Source organism: Pseudomonas sp. E6002, assembly GCF_013385565.1.
GTDB lineage: Bacteria > Pseudomonadota > Gammaproteobacteria > Pseudomonadales > Pseudomonadaceae > Aquipseudomonas.
Window position 1 is genome coordinate 14,802 of the sequence record NZ_JACAPT010000004.1, and the last position, 19,993, is coordinate 34,794.

The following is a 19,993-nucleotide window of genomic DNA, read 5'->3' on the forward strand; positions in this document are numbered from 1 at the left end:
CCAGGTTAGTCCCGTGGGGCATTCCCATCACTCCGATGCTTGCGGTCAAATTCATCCGGCCGTGCGAAACGTCAGGTTGATGCGCTGCGGCCCCATGACCGGATGCGTGCCGGGCTTGATCGGCATCACGCCGTGAAAGCGCAGGCGGTCCACGCCGCCCCATACCACTACGTCGCCATGGAACAGCGAGACTTTTTGCGTCTTGTCGCTGCGCTCATGGCCGCCGAACAGGAAGATCGCCGGTAAACCCAATGACACCGAGACCACCGGGGCGGCATAGCGCCGCTCGTTCTTGTCCTGGTGCAGGGACATTTTCGCGCCTGGCACATAGCGGTTGATCAAGCAGGCATCCGGCTCGAAATCGTCGAAACCTGCATCTGCTGCCGCCATCACGGCCAGTTCGCGCAATGCGGCCGGCAGGGCTGGCCAGGGTTGTTGGTTATTCGGGTCAATAGGGGAGTAGCGATAACCGGTGGAGTCGGTCGTCCAGCCCAAGTCACCGCAACTGCTTAACGCCGCCGACATGGTAAAACCACCGGGCGTGACCATTTGCCGGAAGGGCGATTGAGCCAATACCCGTCGCAGCTCCGGTAGCAAACGCTCGACCCAGGGCAGGGCATAGCCCCTGAGGACGTAGGATTGTTCACCGATTTGCTCGCGCCCCGGGGGCTGTTGCAGCGCCTCATCGGCGAACAAATCGGCGGTTGATCCGGGAAGGGTCTTACTGCGCATCGTGAAAAATCACTCCCAAGGTATGCCGAGTACCACTGTGCAGAACACTGACCCCATGGCGCAAGGTCACCCGATGAAACCCCCTCACACTCGGCATGGGTCGCTGATTGACCGCGAAGATTACCGCGTCACCCTGGTTAAGAGGGACGACCTGAGCCCGGGATTGCATTCTTGGCCGCTGCTCCGTCAGCACCAACTCCCCGCCACGAAAGTCCTCTCCCGGCTGCGACAACAGGATGGCAACTTGTAGGGGAAACACATGTTCCCCGTACAGATCCTGATGCAGGCAGTTGTAGTCGCCTGGGCCGTATTGCAGCAATAACGGGGTAGGGCGTTGCTGCCCGGCAGCGTGGCAGCGGGCAATGAAGTCGGCATGGTGCACCGGATAGGTGATCGGCAGGTTCATCTGTTCGTTCCAGCGATTGGCCTGGGGCGCCAGGAACCCATACAGCTGTTCACGCAGCGCGCGGATCGGCGCTGGCAGCGGGTAGCGGAAATATTTGTATTCGCCCCGGCCAAAGCCGTGCCTGGCCATCATCACATGGGAGCGAAACAGTTCGGGTCGGGGGTAGTGGCCGCTCAGTTCAGCGCATTCCTGCTGATCCAGCAGGGCCGGAATCAGTGCGTTACCCTGTTCATCAAGGGCTTGCTCGATGGCGGCCCAGTCCAGCTTGGCCAGGCGTTCATGCAGTGGAGTGGAAGGCATCGACAAGTTCCTGTGGCAGCGCATTAGGGCTGCCAGTCTAGAAAGTCGTCAGCGTCAGAACACTCCGATGCTTGCGCTCGAATTACAGCGCCTTGCTCACATTGATGTCGGTAATCTCATCGCTGGCATCGTGGATTTTCTCCAGGGCTTCCTTGGCTTCCTCCACGCTGCCTGCTTGCAGTTGGGCGAACTCGAAGCGGCGCTCACCGTTGAGTTTGTACTTGATCACATATTTGGTGGTAGTCACGGGCATTCCTGTCAGCTCAGTTTCGAATTGGTGCGGCGCACAATGCGGATCTTGTGGGACAAGGTCGGCTTTTTGGTCACGCTGATGGCGCGGCGGGTCACGACGTCCAGGGTGATGTTCCAGAACCCGGTGCTGGGCGCAGTGATTTTTGCCGGGAACTTGTCGAACGCGCCGCCGTGGTAAGTATGGCGGCCGCCGTTCTTGAAGCTGCGAAAGTTAGCATCGCTCATCAGGCGGATGTTGCAGGTTTGCGAGCATTCAATGACGACAATATCTCCTTCATTGAGGTGCTCACGCTGGTGGATGAATTTCATAAGGTGTCTCCAGAAGGGCTTTTTCTGAAAAATCAGAACGATACGTAGGTTAAGATGGAGTTTATCAGCCCCAGCACGTTTATTATCGGACCGTCGTCGACGACTTCGACAATTTAAAACAGTTATTTACCGAGTTATCAGGGATAAATCCTACGTGGGCGGGAGAAAAATACCTTCTTCGCTGTCGTAGGGTCTTTATCGGAGGTTTTTATATGAAGTGGAGTGTGTTGGTTCTGGCCCTGGCGTTGGGTGGATGTGCTTCGGTGGCGGATATCAAGCAGACCCCACCAACGCTGGCAGTGATCTCCGGGAAAAAACCACAGGAATACGCGGCGTGCGTTGTCCAGAAATTGTCTAAAACCCGCAGGCCTTCGCAGATCGAGCCTCACAAGGATGGTGTTCAAGTTATCGTACCGCAGAAGTTTTCTGCCGACCCGTCGGCCATTTTTGAAATTGAAGAGCGCTCCAGCGGGAGCAGTATCAAGCTCTACGAGAGCATGTCCAATGTGCCTATTCGTCCAGGTGACGTGAAGGCTGCGGGGGAAGCGTGCATTTCCGGCTGAGTCTTTAGCCGCCCACCTCGAATCCGATCAAGAAGCCCGACCCTGCTGCCGCAGCGTCGGGTTTTTTTGTGCGCGAGGTTCAGTACACCGTCCTTTTGCTCGCGGATGAGTGTTGTCGCGACCGGGCCATTGCCCTACCATTTGTAGGCTTATGCCTAATTCGCCTAAGCATATAACTATAAAAATGGAGTCGTGATGATGTCTCTGGAACGAGTTCTGATGGGTAGCGCGTTGTTGCTGATGTTGGGCAATGCACACGCGCTGGAGGGGAAAAACGTTTATATGCAGGGCGGCTCGCAGCCGGGAGCTGCGCCGTGCGTGGCCTGCCACGGGGCTGATGGCCTGGGGCTGGCAGCCGCGGGTTTTCCGCGTTTGGCCGGTTTATCGGTGGGGTATTTGCGTAAGCAACTGCAGGATTTTAAAAGTGGCGCCCGTAACAGCCCGGTGATGCAACCGCTGGCCAACGCCCTGACGGAAGAGGAAGTCAGCGCTGTAACCCGGCAGCTGGCGGCAATGCCTGCGCCCGCACCTGTGCCGGTGCACCGCAGCGAGATGCCTATTGACGCTGCGCAAAAGATTGCCCTGCAAGGCGCGTGGGAGCGCCAGATTCCGGCCTGTGTCAGCTGTCATGGCCCGGCCGGCGTGGGCGTCGGCGACGGGTTTCCACCCCTGGCCGGACAATCTGCGGCCTACCTCGCGGCGCAGTTGAACGCCTGGCGCAGCGGCACGCGCCATAACGATCCGAATGATCTGATGGGCCATATCGCCAAATCCCTCAGCGCTGAAGAAGTGCAGGCCGTGGCCACCTATTTTGCCTCGTTGAGCGGCCAGGAGGCCAAGCCATGAAGCGCTTCTTGTTTGCTCCGCTGCTGGGAAGCCTGATCGGCGTACCCGTCCATGCCGCCCCTATTGCCATGGAAGACCAGTCACAGTTGCAGCCAGCCGGCGCTCATGGGGCTGCCGTGCAGTTCCAGCCGCCCAAAGAAAGCGAGCTGCCGGACAACGCCTACGGCAAGCTGGTGAAACAGGGCTACGCGCTGTTTGTCGACACCAAGCGCCTGGCGCCGCAATTTGTCGGTAATGGCCTCAATTGCAGCAATTGCCACCTGGACCAGGGTCGCCTGGCCAATTCGGCGCCGCTGTGGGGTGCCTACCCGATGTACCCGGCGTATCGAAAAAAGAACGACAAGGTCAACACCTTCGCCGAGCGTTTGCAGGGCTGTTTCCAGTTCAGCATGAATGGCGGCACGCCACCGGCTGCAGACAGCCCGGAGATTACCGCGCTGTCGGTGTATGCCTACTGGCTGGCGAGCAAGGCTCCCTTGGGCGTCGAACTGCCGGGCCGTGGCTACCCGGACGTGCCGGCACCCGCCAAGGGTTACGACCTGGCCCAGGGCGCAGAGGTCTACAAGGGCCAGTGCGCGGTGTGCCATGGCGCCGAAGGCCAGGGCCAGAAAGTGGGCGACAACTACGTGATGCCGCCGCTCTGGGGTAAAGACTCCTACAACTGGGGCGCCGGGATGCATCGAATCAATACGGCAGCGTCCTTCATCAAGCACAACATGCCCCTGGGCCAGGGCGGCAGCCTGACCGACCAGCAAGCCTGGGACGTGGCGGCCTACGTCAACCGTCACGAGCGTCCTCAGGACCCGCGCCTGGTGGACGGCTCCGTGGAGAAAACCCGGGTGAAGTTCCACGCCAATGACGGCGTCAATCTTTACGGGCAGACGGTCGATGGCGTACTGATCGGGCAAGGCATCCGTTAAACTGTCGATAACCCATAAAAAATGCCGCTGAATCAGCGGCATTGTCTTTTCGGAAACTCAGTCATGAAACGTGAGCAAGTCAGGGAACAGCATGCAGGGGGGCATATTTCTGCGACCCATGTGATTCAAAATCCCGCGGATACGGGCGAGTGGATCGTGTTCTTCAAGAAGAGCGGCGGTCGCAGCTACTTCCTGGTGGATGACCAGGATGAAGTCGAATCCTTCTCCCGCCTGGACGACTTGATCGAGACCATTCGCGGCCTGGGCATCAAGTTCGCCGAAATTCACATGTAATTATTTGCAGACCACCGTCACGCTGCGGGTCTTGTAGTTGCCGACATCCTTGCCCAGGGTCTTGTCGCTTTCTTTCAGGGCCGGTGTGCCTTCGGTGCCGACAATCCGGTAGCCGGTGCCCGCGCAGGACGCATCAGCCTTTTCATAACAGCTGGCCCAGGAGTTGGCTTCGCCGGAGCAGTCGATGGCCAGTCCTTGTTCGCCGTTCTTCAGGACCGTGTCGGAAGTGGTGGTGCAGCCACCGGTAAGCGCCAGTACCGCAATCAGTGCCAGGATCTTGTTCATGTAGGAGTCGTCATCAGGGTGTTGGAGGGGAGCGCTGACACTGTCGTGGGGCGTTACAGGCGAGATTATAGCGAACCGCCATCAACGTACAGACAAACACAAAAAAGCCCCGTCAAACGAGGCTTGATTGGCGTTACCGCGGTGTTACTTGGTTTTCGGACGCTTGCTCGACGCGTGGCCGGCTTCATCCACAAACACTTCGGCCACGGCACAGGCTTGAGCTTCGGTCGCGAATGCGCCGGCAACGCTGTCGCCATGGAAGTTGATCAAGTGCCAGCCGTCCGCTCGCTTGGTGATCAGGTAGCCGTTCACGCCTTTTGGTTCTGACATCTATCAATCTCGTTGTCTGGTTCAAGGGCGTAATGATAGCGCCAAACGGCGTGGGGCAGCGCAAGTTGTTGCAGGTCAGTGCCGATCGCCATAAAGCATGCTAAAAAGGTTGGAGCCCTTTGAATGACGGGCACAAGCCGACGATTTCTAACAGCGGCGAAGGTACTTGATTGAATGCCGGCGGAACTTACGCCGACATTTTTTCTCTATGTTGACATCGCAACGCCAGCAGGACCCATTGTAAGGTGACTGCGGCCTGATTAGACTGCGCCGAATTTCGTACGCACAGCCCTTTGTAAGGACTCATATGATCAAGAAATGCTTGTTCCCAGCAGCCGGTTACGGCACTCGCTTCCTGCCAGCGACCAAGGCCATGCCCAAAGAAATGCTGCCGGTGGTGAACAAGCCACTGATCCAGTATGGCGTGGAAGAAGCACTGGATGCCGGCCTGAACGAAATCTCGATCGTGACCGGCCGTGGCAAACGCGCCCTGGAAGACCACTTCGACATCAGCTACGAGCTGGAAAACCAGATCAAGGGCACCGACAAGGAAAAATACCTGGTCGGCATCCGTAAGCTGCTCGACGAGTGCTCGTTCTCCTACACCCGCCAGACCCAAATGAAAGGCCTGGGGCACGCGATCCTGACCGGTCGTCCGCTGATCGGTGACGAACCGTTCGCCGTGGTACTGGCCGATGACCTGTGTGTAAACCTGGAAGGCGACGGCGTCCTGACCCAGATGGTCAAGCTGTACCAGAAGTACCGTTGCACCATCGTCGCGGTTCAAGAGGTCGATCCTCAGGAAACCAACAAGTACGGCGTGATTGCCGGCGACGATATCGGTGATGGCCTGATCCGCGTACGCGACATGGTTGAAAAGCCAGCGCCGGAAGATGCTCCGTCGAACCTGGCGATCATCGGCCGCTACATCCTGACCCCTGACATCTTCAAGCTGATCGAAGAAACCGAGCCAGGCAAGGGTGGCGAGATCCAGATCACCGACGCCCTGCTGAAGCAGGCAAAAGACGGTTGCGTGATTGCCTACAAGTTCAAGGGTCGTCGTTTTGACTGCGGTGGCGCCGAAGGCTACATCGAAGCGACCAACTTCTGCTACGAGCACTTCTACAAGACTGGCAAGGCTTACTGATTCATCGTTGCCAGCCCGTTGAAAAAGCCTGCGAGTCGAAAGACCGCAGGTTTTTTTATGCCTTGCCCAAATAGCGGCTGGGGGCTTCGCCCAGTACCCGCTTGAACATTGCACCAAACGCATTGCCGTTGGCATAGCCCATGTCCCGTGCAATAGCCCCCAATGGTCGGCCCTGGGCTAACTGGCAAACGGCTTCGGCAATCCGTAGCTGCTGGCGCCATTGGTTGAAGCTCAGCCCGGTTTCATCCCGAAACCGCCGGCGCAGGGTGCGCACGCTGGCGCCGATGGATTCACTCCAGTCTTCCAGGGTGGCCGGGTTCGCCGGGTCTTCCAGAAGCATTTCACACACACTGAGCACGCGTTTGTCCCGGGGCAATGGCAGGCTGCAGCCTTCGGTTTCAGTCGCGGATATCAACTGGTGCAGCAGCAATGGCGTGAGCAGGGCAGTGTGGGCGTCGGGTGCGAGCATGCCCAGAATCAGCTCCCGCAGCAGCGGCTCCACCCTGATCAATCGGCAGGATTGCCACGCAGTGGGTAATTGATCGCTTTCCACGTACAGTGCGCGCATCGCAACCTCACCGACCATGTGCAATTCATGGTCGACACCCGGCGCAATCCAAAAGCCGTATGCCGGCGGGACGGTCCAGGCGCCCATGCGGGTCAGCACCCGGATCACGCCTTGGGTGGCGTGCACCAGTTGGCCATATTCATGGCTGTGCCAAATCTCCCGTGCGCCATCGACATAGTCATGGGCCCGAACCCGCAATTCCTCGCTGGTGCTGCGAGCGGGCGCCCCAAAGCGTTTACGCCAGATGTTGTCCAATCAAGAATGATTCCTGAGATGTAGGTTGGAACGGTCATTAATTGACCCGTGCGCGTAGAAGAATGACCGGATCTTTAACGCGATTCAATATTAAATAAGAACGATTAACAAAAAGACTTTTCAAGGAATCGTCATGTCCGGTGCGTTGTCTTCTCCTCCGTTTTACCTTTCCAGGCTGGCGCTGGTGGTGTTGGCGCTTGCTCCTGTTGTGTGGGCCGATGACGCGCCCATCGTGTTGAAGGACACCGCGGTGACAGCCGCCGAGGCCGAGCCGGCAGACGGCGTGGTGCCAGGCTATGTGGCGCGCAACACCACCGTGGGCACCAAAACCGGCGCGCCGATCGTGGAGACGCCGCAATCGATCTCGGTGGTCAGCCGCCAGCAGATGGATGACCAGGCGGCGCAAACCGTCGACCAGGCATTGCGCTACACACCAGGGGTTTACTCCCAGGATAACGACCTGCGGTTTGACCAGTTGAGCATTCGCGGCTTCGATGCCGACTCCTACCTCGACGGGCTCAAGCTCAATCGCACGACCTGGTTCGCTACGCCTCGGGTCGACCCTTGGTTTCTGGAGCGCATCGACGTGCTGCGCGGGCCAGCTTCCGTGCTGTACGGCCAGAGCGGGCCGGGCGGCCTGGTGGACATGCAGAGCAAGCGGCCGACGGATGAGCCACTGCACGTGTTGCAAATGAGCGTGGGCAATGACAACCGCTATCAGGCCGGCTTCGATTTTGGCGGGCGCCTGGACGAGCAGGGCGATGTGACCTATCGGCTGACCGGGCTGGGCCGCATGGCCGATACCCAGACCGATCACATCAAGGACCAGCGCATCGCCATCGCGCCGGCCATCACCTGGAACATCGACGACGACACCAGCCTGACCCTGCTGGCCAACTATCAATACGACCCGGAAGGTGGGCTGTTCAACCCGGTACCCGCGTATGGCACCGCGCTGCACAACCCGAATGGGCGCTTGCGCCCCGATGATTACCTGGGCGACCCGGACCGCGATCGCTTCAAGCGCAATCAGTTTTCCCTGGGCTACGCGTTCAGCCACCGGTTCAACGACACCTGGAGCTTTCGCCAGCACCTGCGCTATATGCATGATGACGTCGACTACTACCAGACTTCCCTCACCGGGCCGCTGGACGCCAACCTTGCCACCGCGCCGCTGTGGGTCAACGTCAATCATGAGCACCTTGGCCAGTTCGCCCTTGATAACCAGTTGCAGTCCGACTTCAGCACCGGCCCGGTCAAGCACACTGTGCTGATGGGGGCGGACTTCCAGCGGCTGTTGCAGACCATCAACCGGGGCGGTCAGTATTTCCCGAGTGCGATCAATATCTACAACCCCGACTTCAGCGCCTTGCCGAGGGTGCCGGTGTCCATCAACCAATACACCACCCAGAGCCAGTTTGGCGTGTACCTGCAGGACCAGCTCAGCTTCGACCATTGGCGCTGGCTGATCGGTGTGCGGCAAGACTGGGCGCGTACCTACGACAATCAGGACAGCGCGTTGACCGGCGCCAACCTGAGCAACACGCGCCAGCACGACGAGAAACTCACCTGGCGTTCGGGCCTGAGCTACGTGTTTGATAACGGCGTTGCGCCGTATGTCAGCTACAGCGAATCGTTCCAGCCGCAACTGGGCACTGACCGGCTGGGCGCGACATTTGTGCCGACCACCGGCAAGCAGTACGAAGCCGGCGTTAAATACCAGCCTGTGGGCTCCCGCAGCCTGTACAGCGCGGCAGTGTTCGACCTGCGTCAGCAAAACGTCCTGACCACCGACGATGTCGACCCCAATTTTGCCACCCAGAAAGGCGAAATCCGCTCCCGCGGCATCGAGCTGGAAGCCCATGCCGAGGTCACCTCGAACCTCAGCCTGATCGGTTTTTACACCTGGATGGACCAGCGCATCCTCAAATCCAATGACGGCGACCAGGGCGAACACCCGACCGGCATCCCGGGCAAGAGTGCCTCGCTGTGGGCGGACTACACCTTCCACGACGGCCCGCTGCAGGGCGTCGGTTTCGCGGCGGGTGCGCGCTACTTCGGGCCGAGCTACGGCAGCGCCGACAACACGCTGGAGGTGTCATCGCGCACGCTGTTTGATGCCGCGGCGCACTATGACGTGCAGAACTGGCGCCTGGCCCTCAACGCCAGCAACCTGTTCAACAAGGAATACCTGGCCTACTGCAGCAACGGTTTCCTTTGCTACTGGGGCGCAACCCGTTCGTTGCAGGCCAGCGCGACGTATCGCTGGTAAGGCGCTGACCTCTGGCGCGGCAGCAGGTATGCTGTTGTCCTGCCGAGGAGAGTGAAATGGCCTACGATTTTGACCTTTATGTAATTGGTGCCGGTTCCGGCGGTGTGCGCGCTGCACGATTCGCTGCGGGTTTTGGCGCCAAAGTGGCGGTGGCTGAAAGCCGCTACCTGGGCGGTACCTGCGTGAATGTGGGCTGCGTGCCGAAGAAACTGTTGGTATACGGCGCGCATTTCGCCGAAGACTTCGAGCAGGCCAGCGGTTTTGGCTGGTCCCTGGGTGAAGCGAATTTCGATTGGGCGACCCTGATCGCCAACAAGGATCGTGAAATCAACCGCCTCAATGGCATCTACCGCAACCTGCTGGTCAACAGCGGCGTAACCCTGCACGAAGGGCATGCGCGGCTGGTGGACCCGCACCAGGTAGAAATCAACGGCGAGCGTTTTACCGCCAAACACATTCTGGTAGCCACCGGTGGCTGGCCGCAGATCCCGGACATCCCGGGGCGCGAGCACGCCATTGGCTCCAATGAGGCGTTTTTCCTCAAGGAGCTGCCCAAGCGTGTGCTGGTAGTCGGCGGTGGCTATATCGCCGTCGAGTTCGCCGGGATTTTCCATGGCCTGGGCGCACAGACTTCGCTGCTGTATCGCGGCGACCTGTTCCTGCGCGGTTTTGACGGCTCGGTGCGCACGCACTTGAAGGAAGAGCTGACCAAGCGCGGCCTGGACCTGCAGTTCAACGCCGACATCGAGCGTATCGACAAACAGGCCGATGGCAGCCTCAAGGCCACCTTGAAAGATGGCCGCGTGCTGGAAGCCGATTGCGTGTTCTACGCCACTGGCCGACGCCCGATGCTCGATAACCTGGGGCTGGAAAACACTGGCGTCAAGTTGGACAAGCGCGGCTTTGTCGAAGTGGATGAGCTGTACCAGACCGCCGAACCGTCGATCCTGGCGATTGGTGATGTGATCGGCCGCGTGCAACTGACGCCAGTGGCCCTGGCTGAAGGCATGGCCGTGGCACGTCGCTTGTTCAAGCCTGAGCAATATCGTCCGGTGGACTACGCGATGATCCCGACGGCGGTGTTCAGCCTGCCGAATATCGGCACCGTGGGCCTCAGCGAAGAGCAGGCCCGTGAAGACGGGCACAAGGTGCAGGTGTTCGAAAGCCGCTTCCGGCCGATGAAACTGACCCTGACCGACTGCCAGGAAAAGACCCTGATGAAGCTGGTAGTCGACGCCGAGACCGACAAGGTCCTGGGTTGCCACATGGTCGGCCCCGACGCTGGCGAGATCGTGCAGGGCCTGGCGATCGCGCTCAAGGCGGGCGCGACCAAGCAGCATTTCGATGAAACCATCGGCGTGCACCCAACGGCGGCGGAAGAGTTCGTCACCATGCGCACGCCAGTGGCGCAGTAATCAGCCCTCGGTAGTTGCTTCCGGCACCGTCGCAACGACGGCTGCCAGGCGCAGCGCATCAATACTGGCCTGGGCCTTGACCAGGTCCAGTTCCAGGGTTTTGTTGGTCTTCTGATGCTCGGCCAGCGCTTCCTGGCGCGCCTGATTCTCCAGTTGGGCAACTCGCAAGCGCTCCTGCAACAGGGTGCGCTCGCTGTCGATCACACTCACTTGCTCGCTCAATTGACGCTGCTGTTCGCGGTCCTGGCGAGCCTGTTCCTGCAGTGCGCTCAATTCCTTCACGGTCACTCGATGCTCGATCAGCAGGCGCTCGTTATCGCGGTGCAACTGAGTGATTTCATCCTGGCGCACCATCGCGCTCTGCTGGGCCTGGCGCAGCTCTGCCTGGACCTGCTGCAACTGGCCTTCATGGCGACGCTGTTCCTGCTCACGCTGGTCCTTGATCGCATTGCGGTAATGCTCCAGGGCGTCCCGGGCATGCAGGTGCTTCTCTTCCAGTGAGCGAATCTGCTCGTCCTTGTCGTTGATCCGCAACTCGTAATCGCTGCACGCCTGGCTCAGCCCGGCGTTGCGGGTTTGCTCGGTTTGCAGGCTGGAGCGAGTGCTTTGCAAGGCCGCGCTTTCATCGGCCAGGGCGGCGGACTGGATATCGAACTGCTGCTTGAGCTGGGAGTGGGCCGCTTCCAGCTCCTCAACCTGGGCGAGCAGGGCGGTTTTCTGTTGCTGGAACTGCGCCAGGGCCAGGTCGATAGGCTCCTGGGCCTTCTCCTTCAGGCGCTGGGCCAGTCGCGCCACCAGTTCACCCAGTTCGTCGTCAATGGGCGCTTCGGTGATGGTCTGGCGGGTTTCGCTTTCGTCCAGCTCCTTCAGATAGCGGTGAATCGTGGTTTTCGAGCCGGTATTGCCCATCTCGATGCGTACTGCATCGATGCTCGGGTTTTCGCCGCGGGCAAGGATCGCCAGGCGTGCCGTTTGAACTACTGCTTTATTGATGCCGCCGCGAGCCATGGAGTCTCCGTCGATTTGATACTGTGGTACGTAGTATGTATATACGTACTATATCACGATTGTTTTAAAGCCGAAATTGATGATTTATCAGATGGGATATTGGCGTATTATCCCGTGTGATACAGGTTTTGAAATGGACAACAGCCAATGGCAGTACAGGCATGAGTGAGCTGGACCGTTATCTGAATGCGGCCACCCGCGATAACACCCGCCGCAGCTATCGAGCGGCAATCGAGCATTTCGAGGTGAATTGGGGTGGATTCCTGCCGGCGACCAGTGACAGCGTGGCGCGCTATCTGGTGGCGCATGCGGGCGTGCTGTCGGTCAACACGTTGAAGCTGCGTTTATCGGCGCTGGCCCAGTGGCACACCAGCCAGGGGTTTCCTGATCCGACCAAGGCGCCAGTGGTGCGCAAAGTCCTGAAAGGCATTCGTGCCCTGCACCCGGCTCAGGAAAAGCAGGCAGAGCCATTGCAACTGCAGCACCTGGAGCAGGTCATCCAGTTCCTCGAACAGGAAGGCCACGACGCCCGAGCCGCAGAAGACCATCCCCGATGGCTGCGGACCAAGCGTGACGCAGCGTTGATCCTGCTGGGTTTCTGGCGTGGCTTTCGCAGCGATGAGTTATGCCGGTTGAATATCGAGCACGTGCAGGCGGTGCCCGGTTCGGGCATCACCCTGTATCTACCGCGCAGCAAAAGTGATCGGGAAAATATCGGCCGCACTTACCAGACGCCGGCGCTGTTGCGGCTGTGCCCGGTGCAGGCCTATAGCGAATGGCTCAGCGCTTCAGCGCTGGTGCGCGGCCCGGTGTTTCGCGGCATTGATCGCTGGGGCAACCTGGGCGAGGAGGGCTTGCACGCCAACAGCGTGATCCCGCTGTTGCGCCAGGCGCTGGAGCGTGCCGGGATTGCGGCCGATCAGTACACCAGCCACTCCCTGCGCCGGGGCTTCGCTACCTGGGCTCATCGCAGTGGCTGGGACTTGAAGTCGTTGATGACTTACGTCGGCTGGAAAGACATGAAATCGGCCATGCGCTATGTTGAAGCGACGCCCTTTCTCGGCATGACCCGGGCATCCCTCGAGTGATTCAAGGTTTCTTCTATTAATACAGTCTCTTGATAGTGAAAACCAATCGTCAGCATCAGGTTTGCCAATGAGCCATCGGCCGGGAGAGTGGGTAGGATTCACCTCATCAACTTACTAAGCCCTTCTACAAACCTGACGGAGAGTCAACGATGCCTATCATCAACAGCCAAGTAAAACCGTTCAAAGCTACCGCCTACAAAAACGGCAACTTCGTAGACGTGACTGATGCTGACCTGAAAGGCAAATGGTCTGTCGTGTTCTTCTACCCAGCCGACTTCACCTTCGTCTGCCCAACCGAACTGGAAGACCTGGCTGACAACTACGCCGAATTCCAGAAACTGGGCGTCGAAATCTACAGCGTTTCCACCGACACCCACTTTGCCCACGCTGCCTGGCACAACACCTCGCCAGCCATCGGCAAAATCCAGTACACCATGATCGGCGACCCGACCCTGACCATCTCCCGCAACTTCGACGTGCTAATCGAAGAAGCTGGCCTGGCAGACCGTGGCACCTTCGTGATCAACCCTGAAGGCCAGATCAAAATCGTTGAACTGAACGATGGCGGCGTTGGCCGTGACGCTTCCGAGCTGCTGCGCAAAATCAAGGCGGCCCAGTACGTTGCTGCTCACCCGGGCGAAGTCTGCCCAGCCAAGTGGAAAGAAGGCGAGGCCACCCTGGCTCCGTCCCTGGACCTGGTCGGCAAGATCTAAGTCTGTGAAATGCCAAGGGCGGGTTACCGCAACTAAGTAAGCTGCATCCGCCCTCGAAACGCCCGGGCGAGATTCGCTCGGGCGTTTTTTTGTCTGCAATAAACCGAATTAATAGGAAATCGCCCGTATGTTGGACGCCAATCTTAAAGCTCAGTTGAAGTCATACCTGGAACGGGTCACCCAGCCGATCGAGATCGTCGCCTCCCTCGATGACGGTGCGAAATCCCAGGAAATGCTTGCCCTCTTGCAGGATGTAGCCAGCCTTTCGACGCTGATTACCCTGAAAAGCGATGGCAATGATGCGCGCAAGCCATCGTTCTCCATCAACCGCCCGGGTGCCGATATCAGCCTGCGTTTTGCCGGCATCCCAATGGGCCATGAATTCACTTCGCTGGTGTTGGCGCTGCTGCAAGTCGGCGGCCACCCCTCGAAGGCCAGTGTCGAAGTGATTGAACAGATTCGCGCCCTTAAAGGCGAGTTCAGCTTCGAGACTTACTTCTCGCTGTCGTGCCAGAACTGCCCGGACGTGGTCCAGGCGCTGAACCTGATGGCAGTACTGAACCCGAACATCCGCCACGTCGCCATCGACGGTGCGCTGTTCCAGGCAGAAGTCGATGATCGTCAGATCATGGCCGTGCCCAGCGTTTACTTGAATGGTGTGAACTTCGGCCAGGGCCGCATGGGCCTGGAAGAAATCCTCGCCAAGCTCGACACCAGCGGTATCGAAAAAGCCGCCGAGAAAATCAGCGCCAAAGATGCGTTCGACGTACTTGTCGTCGGCGGTGGCCCAGCGGGTTCGGCAGCGGCTATCTACGCTGCACGTAAAGGCATCCGTACCGGTGTTGCAGCCGAGCGCTTCGGCGGGCAGGTGCTGGACACCATGTCGATCGAGAACTTTATCTCGGTACAGGAAACCGAAGGGCCGAAACTCGCCAGCGCCCTGGAGGCCCACGTGCGTCAGTACGACGTGGACATCATGAACCTGCAGCGTGCTACTGCGCTGATCCCGGCGAAAAACAACGGTGAGCTGCACGAAATCCGTTTCGAAAGCGGTGCGACCCTCAAGTCCAAGACCGTGATCCTGGCCACCGGTGCCCGCTGGCGCGAAATGGGTGTACCGGGTGAGCAGGAATACAAGGCCAAGGGCGTGTGCTTCTGCCCGCACTGCGACGGCCCGCTGTTCAAGGGCAAGCGCGTGGCGGTGATCGGCGGCGGTAACTCCGGCGTTGAAGCAGCCATCGACCTGGCCGGTATCGTCAGCCACGTGACCTTGCTTGAGTTTGACAGCAAGTTGCGCGCCGACGCCGTGTTGCAGCGCAAGCTGTACAGCCTGCCGAACGTTGACGTGATTACCAGCGCGCTGACCAGTGAGGTCAAGGGGGATGGCCAGAAAGTTACCGGCCTGGCCTACAAGGATCGCGACAGTGGCGAATTCAAGACTATCGACCTGGAAGGCATCTTTGTACAGATCGGTTTGCTGCCCAACACCGACTGGCTCAAAGGCACTGTGGAGTTGACTCCACGTGGCGAGATCATCGTCGATGCACGTGGTGAGACTTCGTTGCCAGGCGTTTTTGCCGCCGGCGACGTAACGACTGTTCCGTACAAGCAGATCGTAATAGCAGTAGGCGAGGGCGCCAAGGCTTCCCTGAGTGCTTTCGATCACCTGATCCGCACTTCCGCCCCGGCGTAAATTCCGGCCCGGAAATGAAAAACCCCATGAGTGATCATGGGGTTTTTTATTGCCGGCGGAACCTTACAGCGGCGTTGGCTGAATGATTTCAACCCAGTACGCATCCGGGTCTTTCACGAAGGCCAGGCTTTTCATGCGGCCGTCACTCAGGCGCTTCTGGAAGTCGCAGCCCAGTTCTTCAAAGCGCGCGCAGGCAGCAACGATGTCCGGCACCGAGATGCAGATATGGCCAAAGCCACGCGGGTCGGTGTTGCCGTTGTGGTAGGCAAAGTCCGCGTCGTTTTCGGTGCCGTGGTTGTGGGTCAGTTCGAGGATGCCCGGGATCGACTTCATCCACTGGGTGCGGGCGGCAGCGTCGGCCGGGATCTGGGCCTTGTCGACCAGGGCCAGGAAGTACAGGCTGAATTCGGCTTCCGGGAAGTCACGTTTTTCAACCAGGGAAAAACCCAGTACGCGGGTGTAGAAATCCAGCGACTTGGTGATGTCCTTGACCCGCAGCATGGTGTGGTTGAACACGAAGTTCGTGGTGGCGGCGTCAGGCTGGGCGGTGACGCCCGGGAAAGTGTTCAGTTCGTGCAGGCTCATGGGCCCTCCAGAGAAAAATGGGGCAAACGTGGCTCCGGTTGGAGCATCCCTTGGCTTGCGGCTGGCATCCGTGCAGCCGGTCCATGATACGCAGCCCTGCCGGTTGCGCCAAATGAAAAAGGTCACGCAACCCTTGCGGCCAGCGGGTGCAGGGGCCCAAACTTTGTCGCTTGAACCTTGAGTGTTTTTCGTAATGACCGGATTTCGCGCACCGTTGTTGAGTACCCTGGGCCTGTTGCTGGGCAGCACCGCTGCATGGGCGGCTGACCCGGAAATTCATTGGCCCAGCGGCTGGCAGGTAGAGGAAGTGGCGCCCGACGACCAGGCCCCGGCGCAACCGTCGGCGGTGTCCCGCCAGCGGGCCATAAAGAATGATGAGAATGGCGCGACCTTGATGGTCATGGAGTTGACGGGCACGCCAATCGAAGCGGGGCATACGGTCAACCTGCAAGGCGTGCTGCTGGAAATGCGCAAATCCATCCAGAAGGACTTTGCCCAGGGTGGTTATCAAAGTGTGTGCACCAAGATGCACCCCACAACATTGAGCCGGCTTGAGGCATTGGAAACTACCTGTGTAATCACCGAGAACGGTCGGCATGTGCTGTCGCAAACGTTGGTGGGGGCTGTCGATACCGATAAGGCCTATGTTTTTTCATACGCAGGCCAGGCCGACGCTTACGAATCAAGCAAGGATGAAGTCAGTTCGGTGCGTGACAGCCTTAAACTTTGAGCGTTGTAGGCATCGCGACAAATAAGTCGATTTGAACAAAGTGAAATGTTTTTTAAAGTTCGCTTTTGAAAGTGCCAGCGTCCTGATTTGTTTCACTATCGATGCCTGTAAACAAAAAAGCCCTGCATGTGCAGGGCTTTTCTTAGTGCGTTTGTACTAGCCGCAAAGCATTAGCCGCGAAGCCAGGAGTCTACAGTGGCTGCGCCGTACTGTTCTTTCCACGCCTTCAGGCCGCGATGGTTGCCGCCCTTGGTTTCGATCAGTTCACCCGTGTGCGGGTTGTGGTAAACCTTGACGACGCGGGCACGGCGCTGTTTGGGTGCGGCAGCGACGGAAGCGCCGGACTTGCCCGGGTTAGGATCCAGGATGGAGATGATGTCGCGCAGGCTTTTGCCGTAGGTCTTCATCAGCCCTTGCAGCTTTTCTTCGAATTCGATTTCTTTCTTCAAACCAGCATCGTTCTTCAGGGATTCCAGCTGGGCAAGCTGCTCTTGAAGGGCTTTTTCTGCTGCGCGAAATTCGGCGAGTCTGGACAAAATCTATACTCCAATAGTGTATTTGGCTGATATCTACTGCAAACAAAGCGATAAGCCAAGAGCCTTAAGGCGACTCAATGAAAGTGGCCTTCCTGCCAATTCAGCACAGGCAGGAAAAATTGTAGTAGTTAATCAGTCATGAGTAAATCATGTCTTTTGTATAAATAACAATATTTCCGTTGAAGTGGCTGGCTATTCAATGGCTGTTCAGGAATCTAATGAACTCGTCGCAAGGTACAGGCTTGCCAAACAGGTAGCCTTGCAAGAAATCAACGCCTTGGGCCGCCAGATAGTCGCATTGTTCTTGTGTTTCGACGCCTTCGGCAACGATGCCCAGGTCCAGCTTGGCAGACAGTTCAATGATGCTGTCGAGTATATGCCGCGAGAGTGCATCAACACCGATCATTGCCACGAAGCTTTGATCTATCTTCAAGTAATCGACATTGAAGTTGCGCAAATAACCCAGGCTGGAGTGGCCGGTGCCAAAGTCGTCGATCGCGATCATTACCCCCATTTCATGCAGCGCCTGGAACAGCTGGCGGGTGATATCCGTGGGTTCGATCAACTCGCGCTCGGTCAACTCCAGGACCAGGATCACCTTGCCCGGCGGGAAGGCAGCGAGGAACTCCCGGCAGTCCTCCACCAGCCCCAGGTCGTGACAATGGCGAGCGGTAATGTTGATGCCCACGTGAAAATTGTCGGCAAACTGCGCGGTGTGGGGCGCCAACTGTGCGGCGGTCTGGCGCATCAGGGCGCGGGTCATCGGTACGATCAGGCCCGAATGTTCGGCCAGGGGAATGAACAGGTCCGGGCGCACCAGACCTTCCCTGGGATGATTCCAGCGCATCAGCACTTCACAGCCGGCCCACTGCCGGATGTTGTCGCCACGCACCACTGGCTGGTAATAGGGCACAAATTCATTGGCGCCCAGGGCCCGTTGCAGTTCCAGGGTCGGTGCCGATGAGCGCTTTTGCAGCCAGTGGGCGAGGATGCCTGCCAGCACGCCGAAAAACACCACCAGAACGAACAGCGCGGGATACCGCGCCCGCATGTAGCGCCAGGTTTCACCCTCCGGCATCCCGGCTTCCACGCTGTAGGTATACCGCGTGGAGTCGAGATGATGATGCGCGACGGAAAATGTCGGCAGCGCTGTGCTGTGCACCTTGCCATCCGCCGCCAGCCAGTTAGGCCCCACCTGCAACACCAGGTCGGTATATCGGCTGATCAGGCGCAACGCGTTGGTCAAGTGGTAGCCATCAATAGAGGCGAAGGCCCCCCGGTCTCCCTCGGTGAGGCGATACACCAGCAATGCGGTGTCGGGTGTCACCGGGTTGCCTTTCATCAGCCAGAGACGGCCGCCGACGTAGTCCTCAGGGTTGACCGGGGACTGGTAGTTGCCACCAAACAACGAGCTGCAATAGATGTTGCGCTGCCAGGACAAGGTGGTGGCGCGCACGAACGGCCGGCGGGTGACCTGTTCCCGCAGCTTCAGTTGAGTCGGGTTATCACATTCATGGCCGGCCAGTGGCAGCAGGTCCTGGGCGGCGAGGGCGGTGTTGTCGAGCATCAGGTCAAACTGGCGCACGGCCTCCTGGGCGGTTTGCGCGGTGCTGTGCTCGAGGGTGCGCCCGGCTTGCCAATACAGGATAAGCACACCCAGCAAAATGGGCAGCGCGCCACTGAGCAGGGTGATCAGGTGGCGAGTGGAGGCCTTTCGGGGGCCTTTGACGGTCAGTGGCATTTGCGCAGCCTGTAGCGGGAGAGGGCAATAGGACGCTCAAATGCGGTCGGGACAACCTCGGTGGCCTTCCAACAAAGCGTATCGGTATTGGCCATGATAGATGGCGGCAGGCGTCTGTGCATGTTCAATAAAGCTTCAACCGTGTGGCCAGTTGAATAAATGCCAGGGTTGCCGGCGAGGACTGCCGACGGTCCAGTACCGCCAGCCCCACCTGGCGTTTGACGGCAGGCTTGAGCGGTTTGATCAGGTAATCCGCCTGCGTGGATTCAGGCAGCGACAACTCGGCGACAATGGTCACGCCGTCGCCCCGGCGCACGGTGTCCAGGGTGCTGAGCAGCTGTGAGCAGCGGTAACGCACATCCGGCTGCAACCCTGCACCGACGAACAGCCTTGAGACCAGTTCGGCCGAACCGGCCTGGGTCAGGATAAAAGGTTCACCACACAGCGCTTTCAGGCTGACACTTGCCTGCGCGCCCAAGTGATGCCCCAAGGGCAGCAGCGCGACCAGTTGGTCCTCAATCAACGGGAACGTATCGAAGCGCTCTTCAGGCAGCACTACAAACCCAACGTCGACGCGCCGCTCTTCCAGCCACTGCGTCACCTGGCGATCGGGGCCTTCGTCGACATGCACCTCGATGCCCGGATGCTGCTCGCGAAAATGCTGCAGGATCACGGGCAACAAGCGAATCGATGAGGTCGGCCCGAACGAGCCGATGCGCAGCGTGCCGCGCTTCATCCCGCGGGCATCGGCGGCTTCCTGTTGCAGCGTGTTGGCCAACCCGAGCATGGCCCGGGCGCGCAACAGCAGTTGTTGGCCGATATCGCTGAGTTCGACCTGGGACTGATGACGTCGGATCAACTCCACACCCAGTTCCTGCTCCAGGGATTTGATCGCATGGGACACCGCCGATTGGCTGATGCCCAGGCGATTGGCGGCGCTGGTGAAACCTTGCAGTTCGGCCACCAGGGAAAAGATTTCCAGTTGGGTAAGGGTCATGAGTATTT

At 59.0% G+C, this 19,993-nt stretch carries 23 protein-coding genes; 11 read left to right on the forward strand and 12 right to left on the reverse strand.

Annotated elements, in window-relative coordinates; genetic code table 11:
- Positions 1-51: 51 nt before the first annotated feature.
- The 4 genes from alkB to HX815_RS04405 all read right to left on the reverse strand — a co-directional run bounded on the left by alkB (position 52) and on the right by HX815_RS04405 (position 1,999).
- Positions 52-732: a DNA oxidative demethylase AlkB gene (gene alkB / locus HX815_RS04390; protein ID WP_087693902.1), complete on the reverse strand. Its 681-nt coding sequence runs from the start codon at positions 730-732 to the stop codon at positions 52-54.
- Complete coding sequence (locus HX815_RS04395) at positions 722-1,438, reverse strand: 2OG-Fe(II) oxygenase (RefSeq protein WP_177027856.1); 717 nt, start codon at positions 1,436-1,438, stop codon at positions 722-724. The genes alkB and HX815_RS04395 overlap by 11 nt, the downstream gene beginning before the upstream one ends.
- Positions 1,439-1,520: 82 nt before the next feature.
- Positions 1,521-1,685, reverse strand: a complete 165-nt coding sequence (locus HX815_RS04400; protein WP_177019849.1) for a hypothetical protein — start codon at positions 1,683-1,685, stop codon at positions 1,521-1,523.
- Positions 1,686-1,696: 11 nt separating this feature from the next.
- Positions 1,697-1,999 (reverse strand): DUF1883 domain-containing protein, encoded by a 303-nt coding sequence (locus HX815_RS04405; protein WP_003212586.1) that lies wholly within the window; start codon positions 1,997-1,999, stop codon positions 1,697-1,699.
- 212 nt (positions 2,000-2,211) lie between these two features.
- Between HX815_RS04405 and HX815_RS04410 the strand changes: the two genes are divergently transcribed.
- The 4 genes from HX815_RS04410 (at position 2,212) to HX815_RS04425 (ending at position 4,622) form a co-directional block, all read left to right on the forward strand.
- A complete protein-coding gene (locus tag HX815_RS04410; RefSeq protein ID WP_003212585.1) occupies positions 2,212-2,562 on the forward strand; it encodes a hypothetical protein in 351 nt (116 codons plus the stop codon).
- Positions 2,563-2,757: 195 nt separating this feature from the next.
- On the forward strand, positions 2,758-3,408 hold the full coding sequence (locus HX815_RS04415) for a c-type cytochrome (protein WP_256351039.1): 651 nt from the start codon (positions 2,758-2,760) through the stop codon (positions 3,406-3,408).
- Positions 3,405-4,328 carry a c-type cytochrome gene (locus HX815_RS04420; protein WP_003212583.1) on the forward strand — a complete coding sequence of 308 codons (924 nt, stop codon included), beginning with the start codon at positions 3,405-3,407 and terminating at the stop codon, positions 4,326-4,328. Before HX815_RS04415 ends, HX815_RS04420 begins: the two co-directional genes overlap by 4 nt.
- A 63-nt stretch (positions 4,329-4,391) precedes the next feature.
- Positions 4,392-4,622, forward strand: a complete 231-nt coding sequence (locus HX815_RS04425) for a hypothetical protein (protein ID WP_003212582.1) — start codon at positions 4,392-4,394, stop codon at positions 4,620-4,622.
- Here HX815_RS04425 and HX815_RS04430 read toward each other — a convergent pair whose 3' ends face one another.
- Both HX815_RS04430 and HX815_RS04435 read right to left on the reverse strand, forming a co-directional pair.
- Positions 4,623-4,907 (reverse strand): hypothetical protein, encoded by a 285-nt coding sequence (locus tag HX815_RS04430; protein WP_003212581.1) that lies wholly within the window; start codon positions 4,905-4,907, stop codon positions 4,623-4,625. It lies immediately after the preceding gene.
- A 144-nt stretch (positions 4,908-5,051) separates the two neighbouring features.
- The gene (locus tag HX815_RS04435) at positions 5,052-5,237 is read right to left on the reverse strand and encodes a hypothetical protein (RefSeq protein WP_003212580.1); all 186 of its coding nucleotides are present in this window, start codon (positions 5,235-5,237) and stop codon (positions 5,052-5,054) included.
- A gap of 307 nt (positions 5,238-5,544) precedes the next feature.
- On the opposite strand from HX815_RS04435, the gene galU reads away from it, so the two are divergent.
- On the forward strand, positions 5,545-6,384 hold the full coding sequence (gene galU / locus HX815_RS04440) for a UTP--glucose-1-phosphate uridylyltransferase GalU (protein WP_003212579.1): 840 nt from the start codon (positions 5,545-5,547) through the stop codon (positions 6,382-6,384).
- 55 nt (positions 6,385-6,439) lie between these two features.
- On the opposite strand, the gene HX815_RS04445 is transcribed toward galU, so the two are convergent.
- A complete protein-coding gene (locus HX815_RS04445) occupies positions 6,440-7,207 on the reverse strand; it encodes a helix-turn-helix domain-containing protein (RefSeq protein ID WP_177020095.1) in 768 nt (255 codons plus the stop codon).
- 133 nt (positions 7,208-7,340) lie between these two features.
- On the opposite strand from HX815_RS04445, the gene HX815_RS04450 reads away from it, so the two are divergent.
- Positions 7,341-9,479 (forward strand): TonB-dependent siderophore receptor, encoded by a 2,139-nt coding sequence (locus HX815_RS04450; protein WP_177027857.1) that lies wholly within the window; start codon positions 7,341-7,343, stop codon positions 9,477-9,479.
- A 56-nt stretch (positions 9,480-9,535) separates the two neighbouring features.
- A complete protein-coding gene (gorA, locus tag HX815_RS04455; RefSeq protein ID WP_102369015.1) occupies positions 9,536-10,894 on the forward strand; it encodes a glutathione-disulfide reductase in 1,359 nt (452 codons plus the stop codon).
- Here gorA and HX815_RS04460 read toward each other — a convergent pair whose 3' ends face one another.
- Positions 10,895-11,902, reverse strand: a complete 1,008-nt coding sequence (locus HX815_RS04460; protein ID WP_177027858.1) for a DNA-binding protein — start codon at positions 11,900-11,902, stop codon at positions 10,895-10,897.
- A 161-nt stretch (positions 11,903-12,063) separates the two neighbouring features.
- On the opposite strand from HX815_RS04460, the gene HX815_RS04465 reads away from it, so the two are divergent.
- From HX815_RS04465 to ahpF, 3 genes are all read left to right on the forward strand, one after another.
- On the forward strand, positions 12,064-12,990 hold the full coding sequence (locus HX815_RS04465) for a site-specific integrase (RefSeq protein ID WP_177027859.1): 927 nt from the start codon (positions 12,064-12,066) through the stop codon (positions 12,988-12,990).
- 149 nt (positions 12,991-13,139) lie between these two features.
- Entirely contained in the window at positions 13,140-13,703 is a 564-nt protein-coding gene (ahpC, locus tag HX815_RS04470) for an alkyl hydroperoxide reductase subunit C (protein ID WP_003173835.1), read from the forward strand.
- Between the two features lie 127 nt (positions 13,704-13,830).
- Complete coding sequence (gene ahpF, locus HX815_RS04475) at positions 13,831-15,396, forward strand: alkyl hydroperoxide reductase subunit F (RefSeq protein ID WP_003212573.1); 1,566 nt, start codon at positions 13,831-13,833, stop codon at positions 15,394-15,396.
- Between the two features lie 63 nt (positions 15,397-15,459).
- Here ahpF and gloA read toward each other — a convergent pair whose 3' ends face one another.
- Positions 15,460-15,981, reverse strand: coding sequence for a lactoylglutathione lyase (gene gloA / locus HX815_RS04480; protein WP_008432524.1), 522 nt, complete (start codon positions 15,979-15,981; stop codon positions 15,460-15,462).
- 193 nt (positions 15,982-16,174) lie between these two features.
- On the opposite strand from gloA, the gene HX815_RS04485 reads away from it, so the two are divergent.
- On the forward strand, positions 16,175-16,711 hold the full coding sequence (locus HX815_RS04485) for a DUF4946 domain-containing protein (protein ID WP_008432526.1): 537 nt from the start codon (positions 16,175-16,177) through the stop codon (positions 16,709-16,711).
- Between the two features lie 170 nt (positions 16,712-16,881).
- Here the strand turns inward: HX815_RS04485 and HX815_RS04490 are convergent, their stop codons facing one another.
- The 3 genes from HX815_RS04490 to HX815_RS04500 all read right to left on the reverse strand — a co-directional run bounded on the left by HX815_RS04490 (position 16,882) and on the right by HX815_RS04500 (position 19,985).
- Positions 16,882-17,247 (reverse strand): histone-like nucleoid-structuring protein, MvaT/MvaU family, encoded by a 366-nt coding sequence (locus tag HX815_RS04490; RefSeq protein ID WP_003212570.1) that lies wholly within the window; start codon positions 17,245-17,247, stop codon positions 16,882-16,884.
- A 196-nt stretch (positions 17,248-17,443) separates the two neighbouring features.
- Positions 17,444-18,988 carry an EAL domain-containing protein gene (locus HX815_RS04495; RefSeq protein ID WP_177027860.1) on the reverse strand — a complete coding sequence of 515 codons (1,545 nt, stop codon included), beginning with the start codon at positions 18,986-18,988 and terminating at the stop codon, positions 17,444-17,446.
- A 124-nt stretch (positions 18,989-19,112) separates the two neighbouring features.
- Positions 19,113-19,985, reverse strand: a complete 873-nt coding sequence (locus HX815_RS04500) for a LysR family transcriptional regulator (RefSeq protein WP_177027861.1) — start codon at positions 19,983-19,985, stop codon at positions 19,113-19,115.
- Positions 19,986-19,993: the final 8 nt, after the last annotated feature.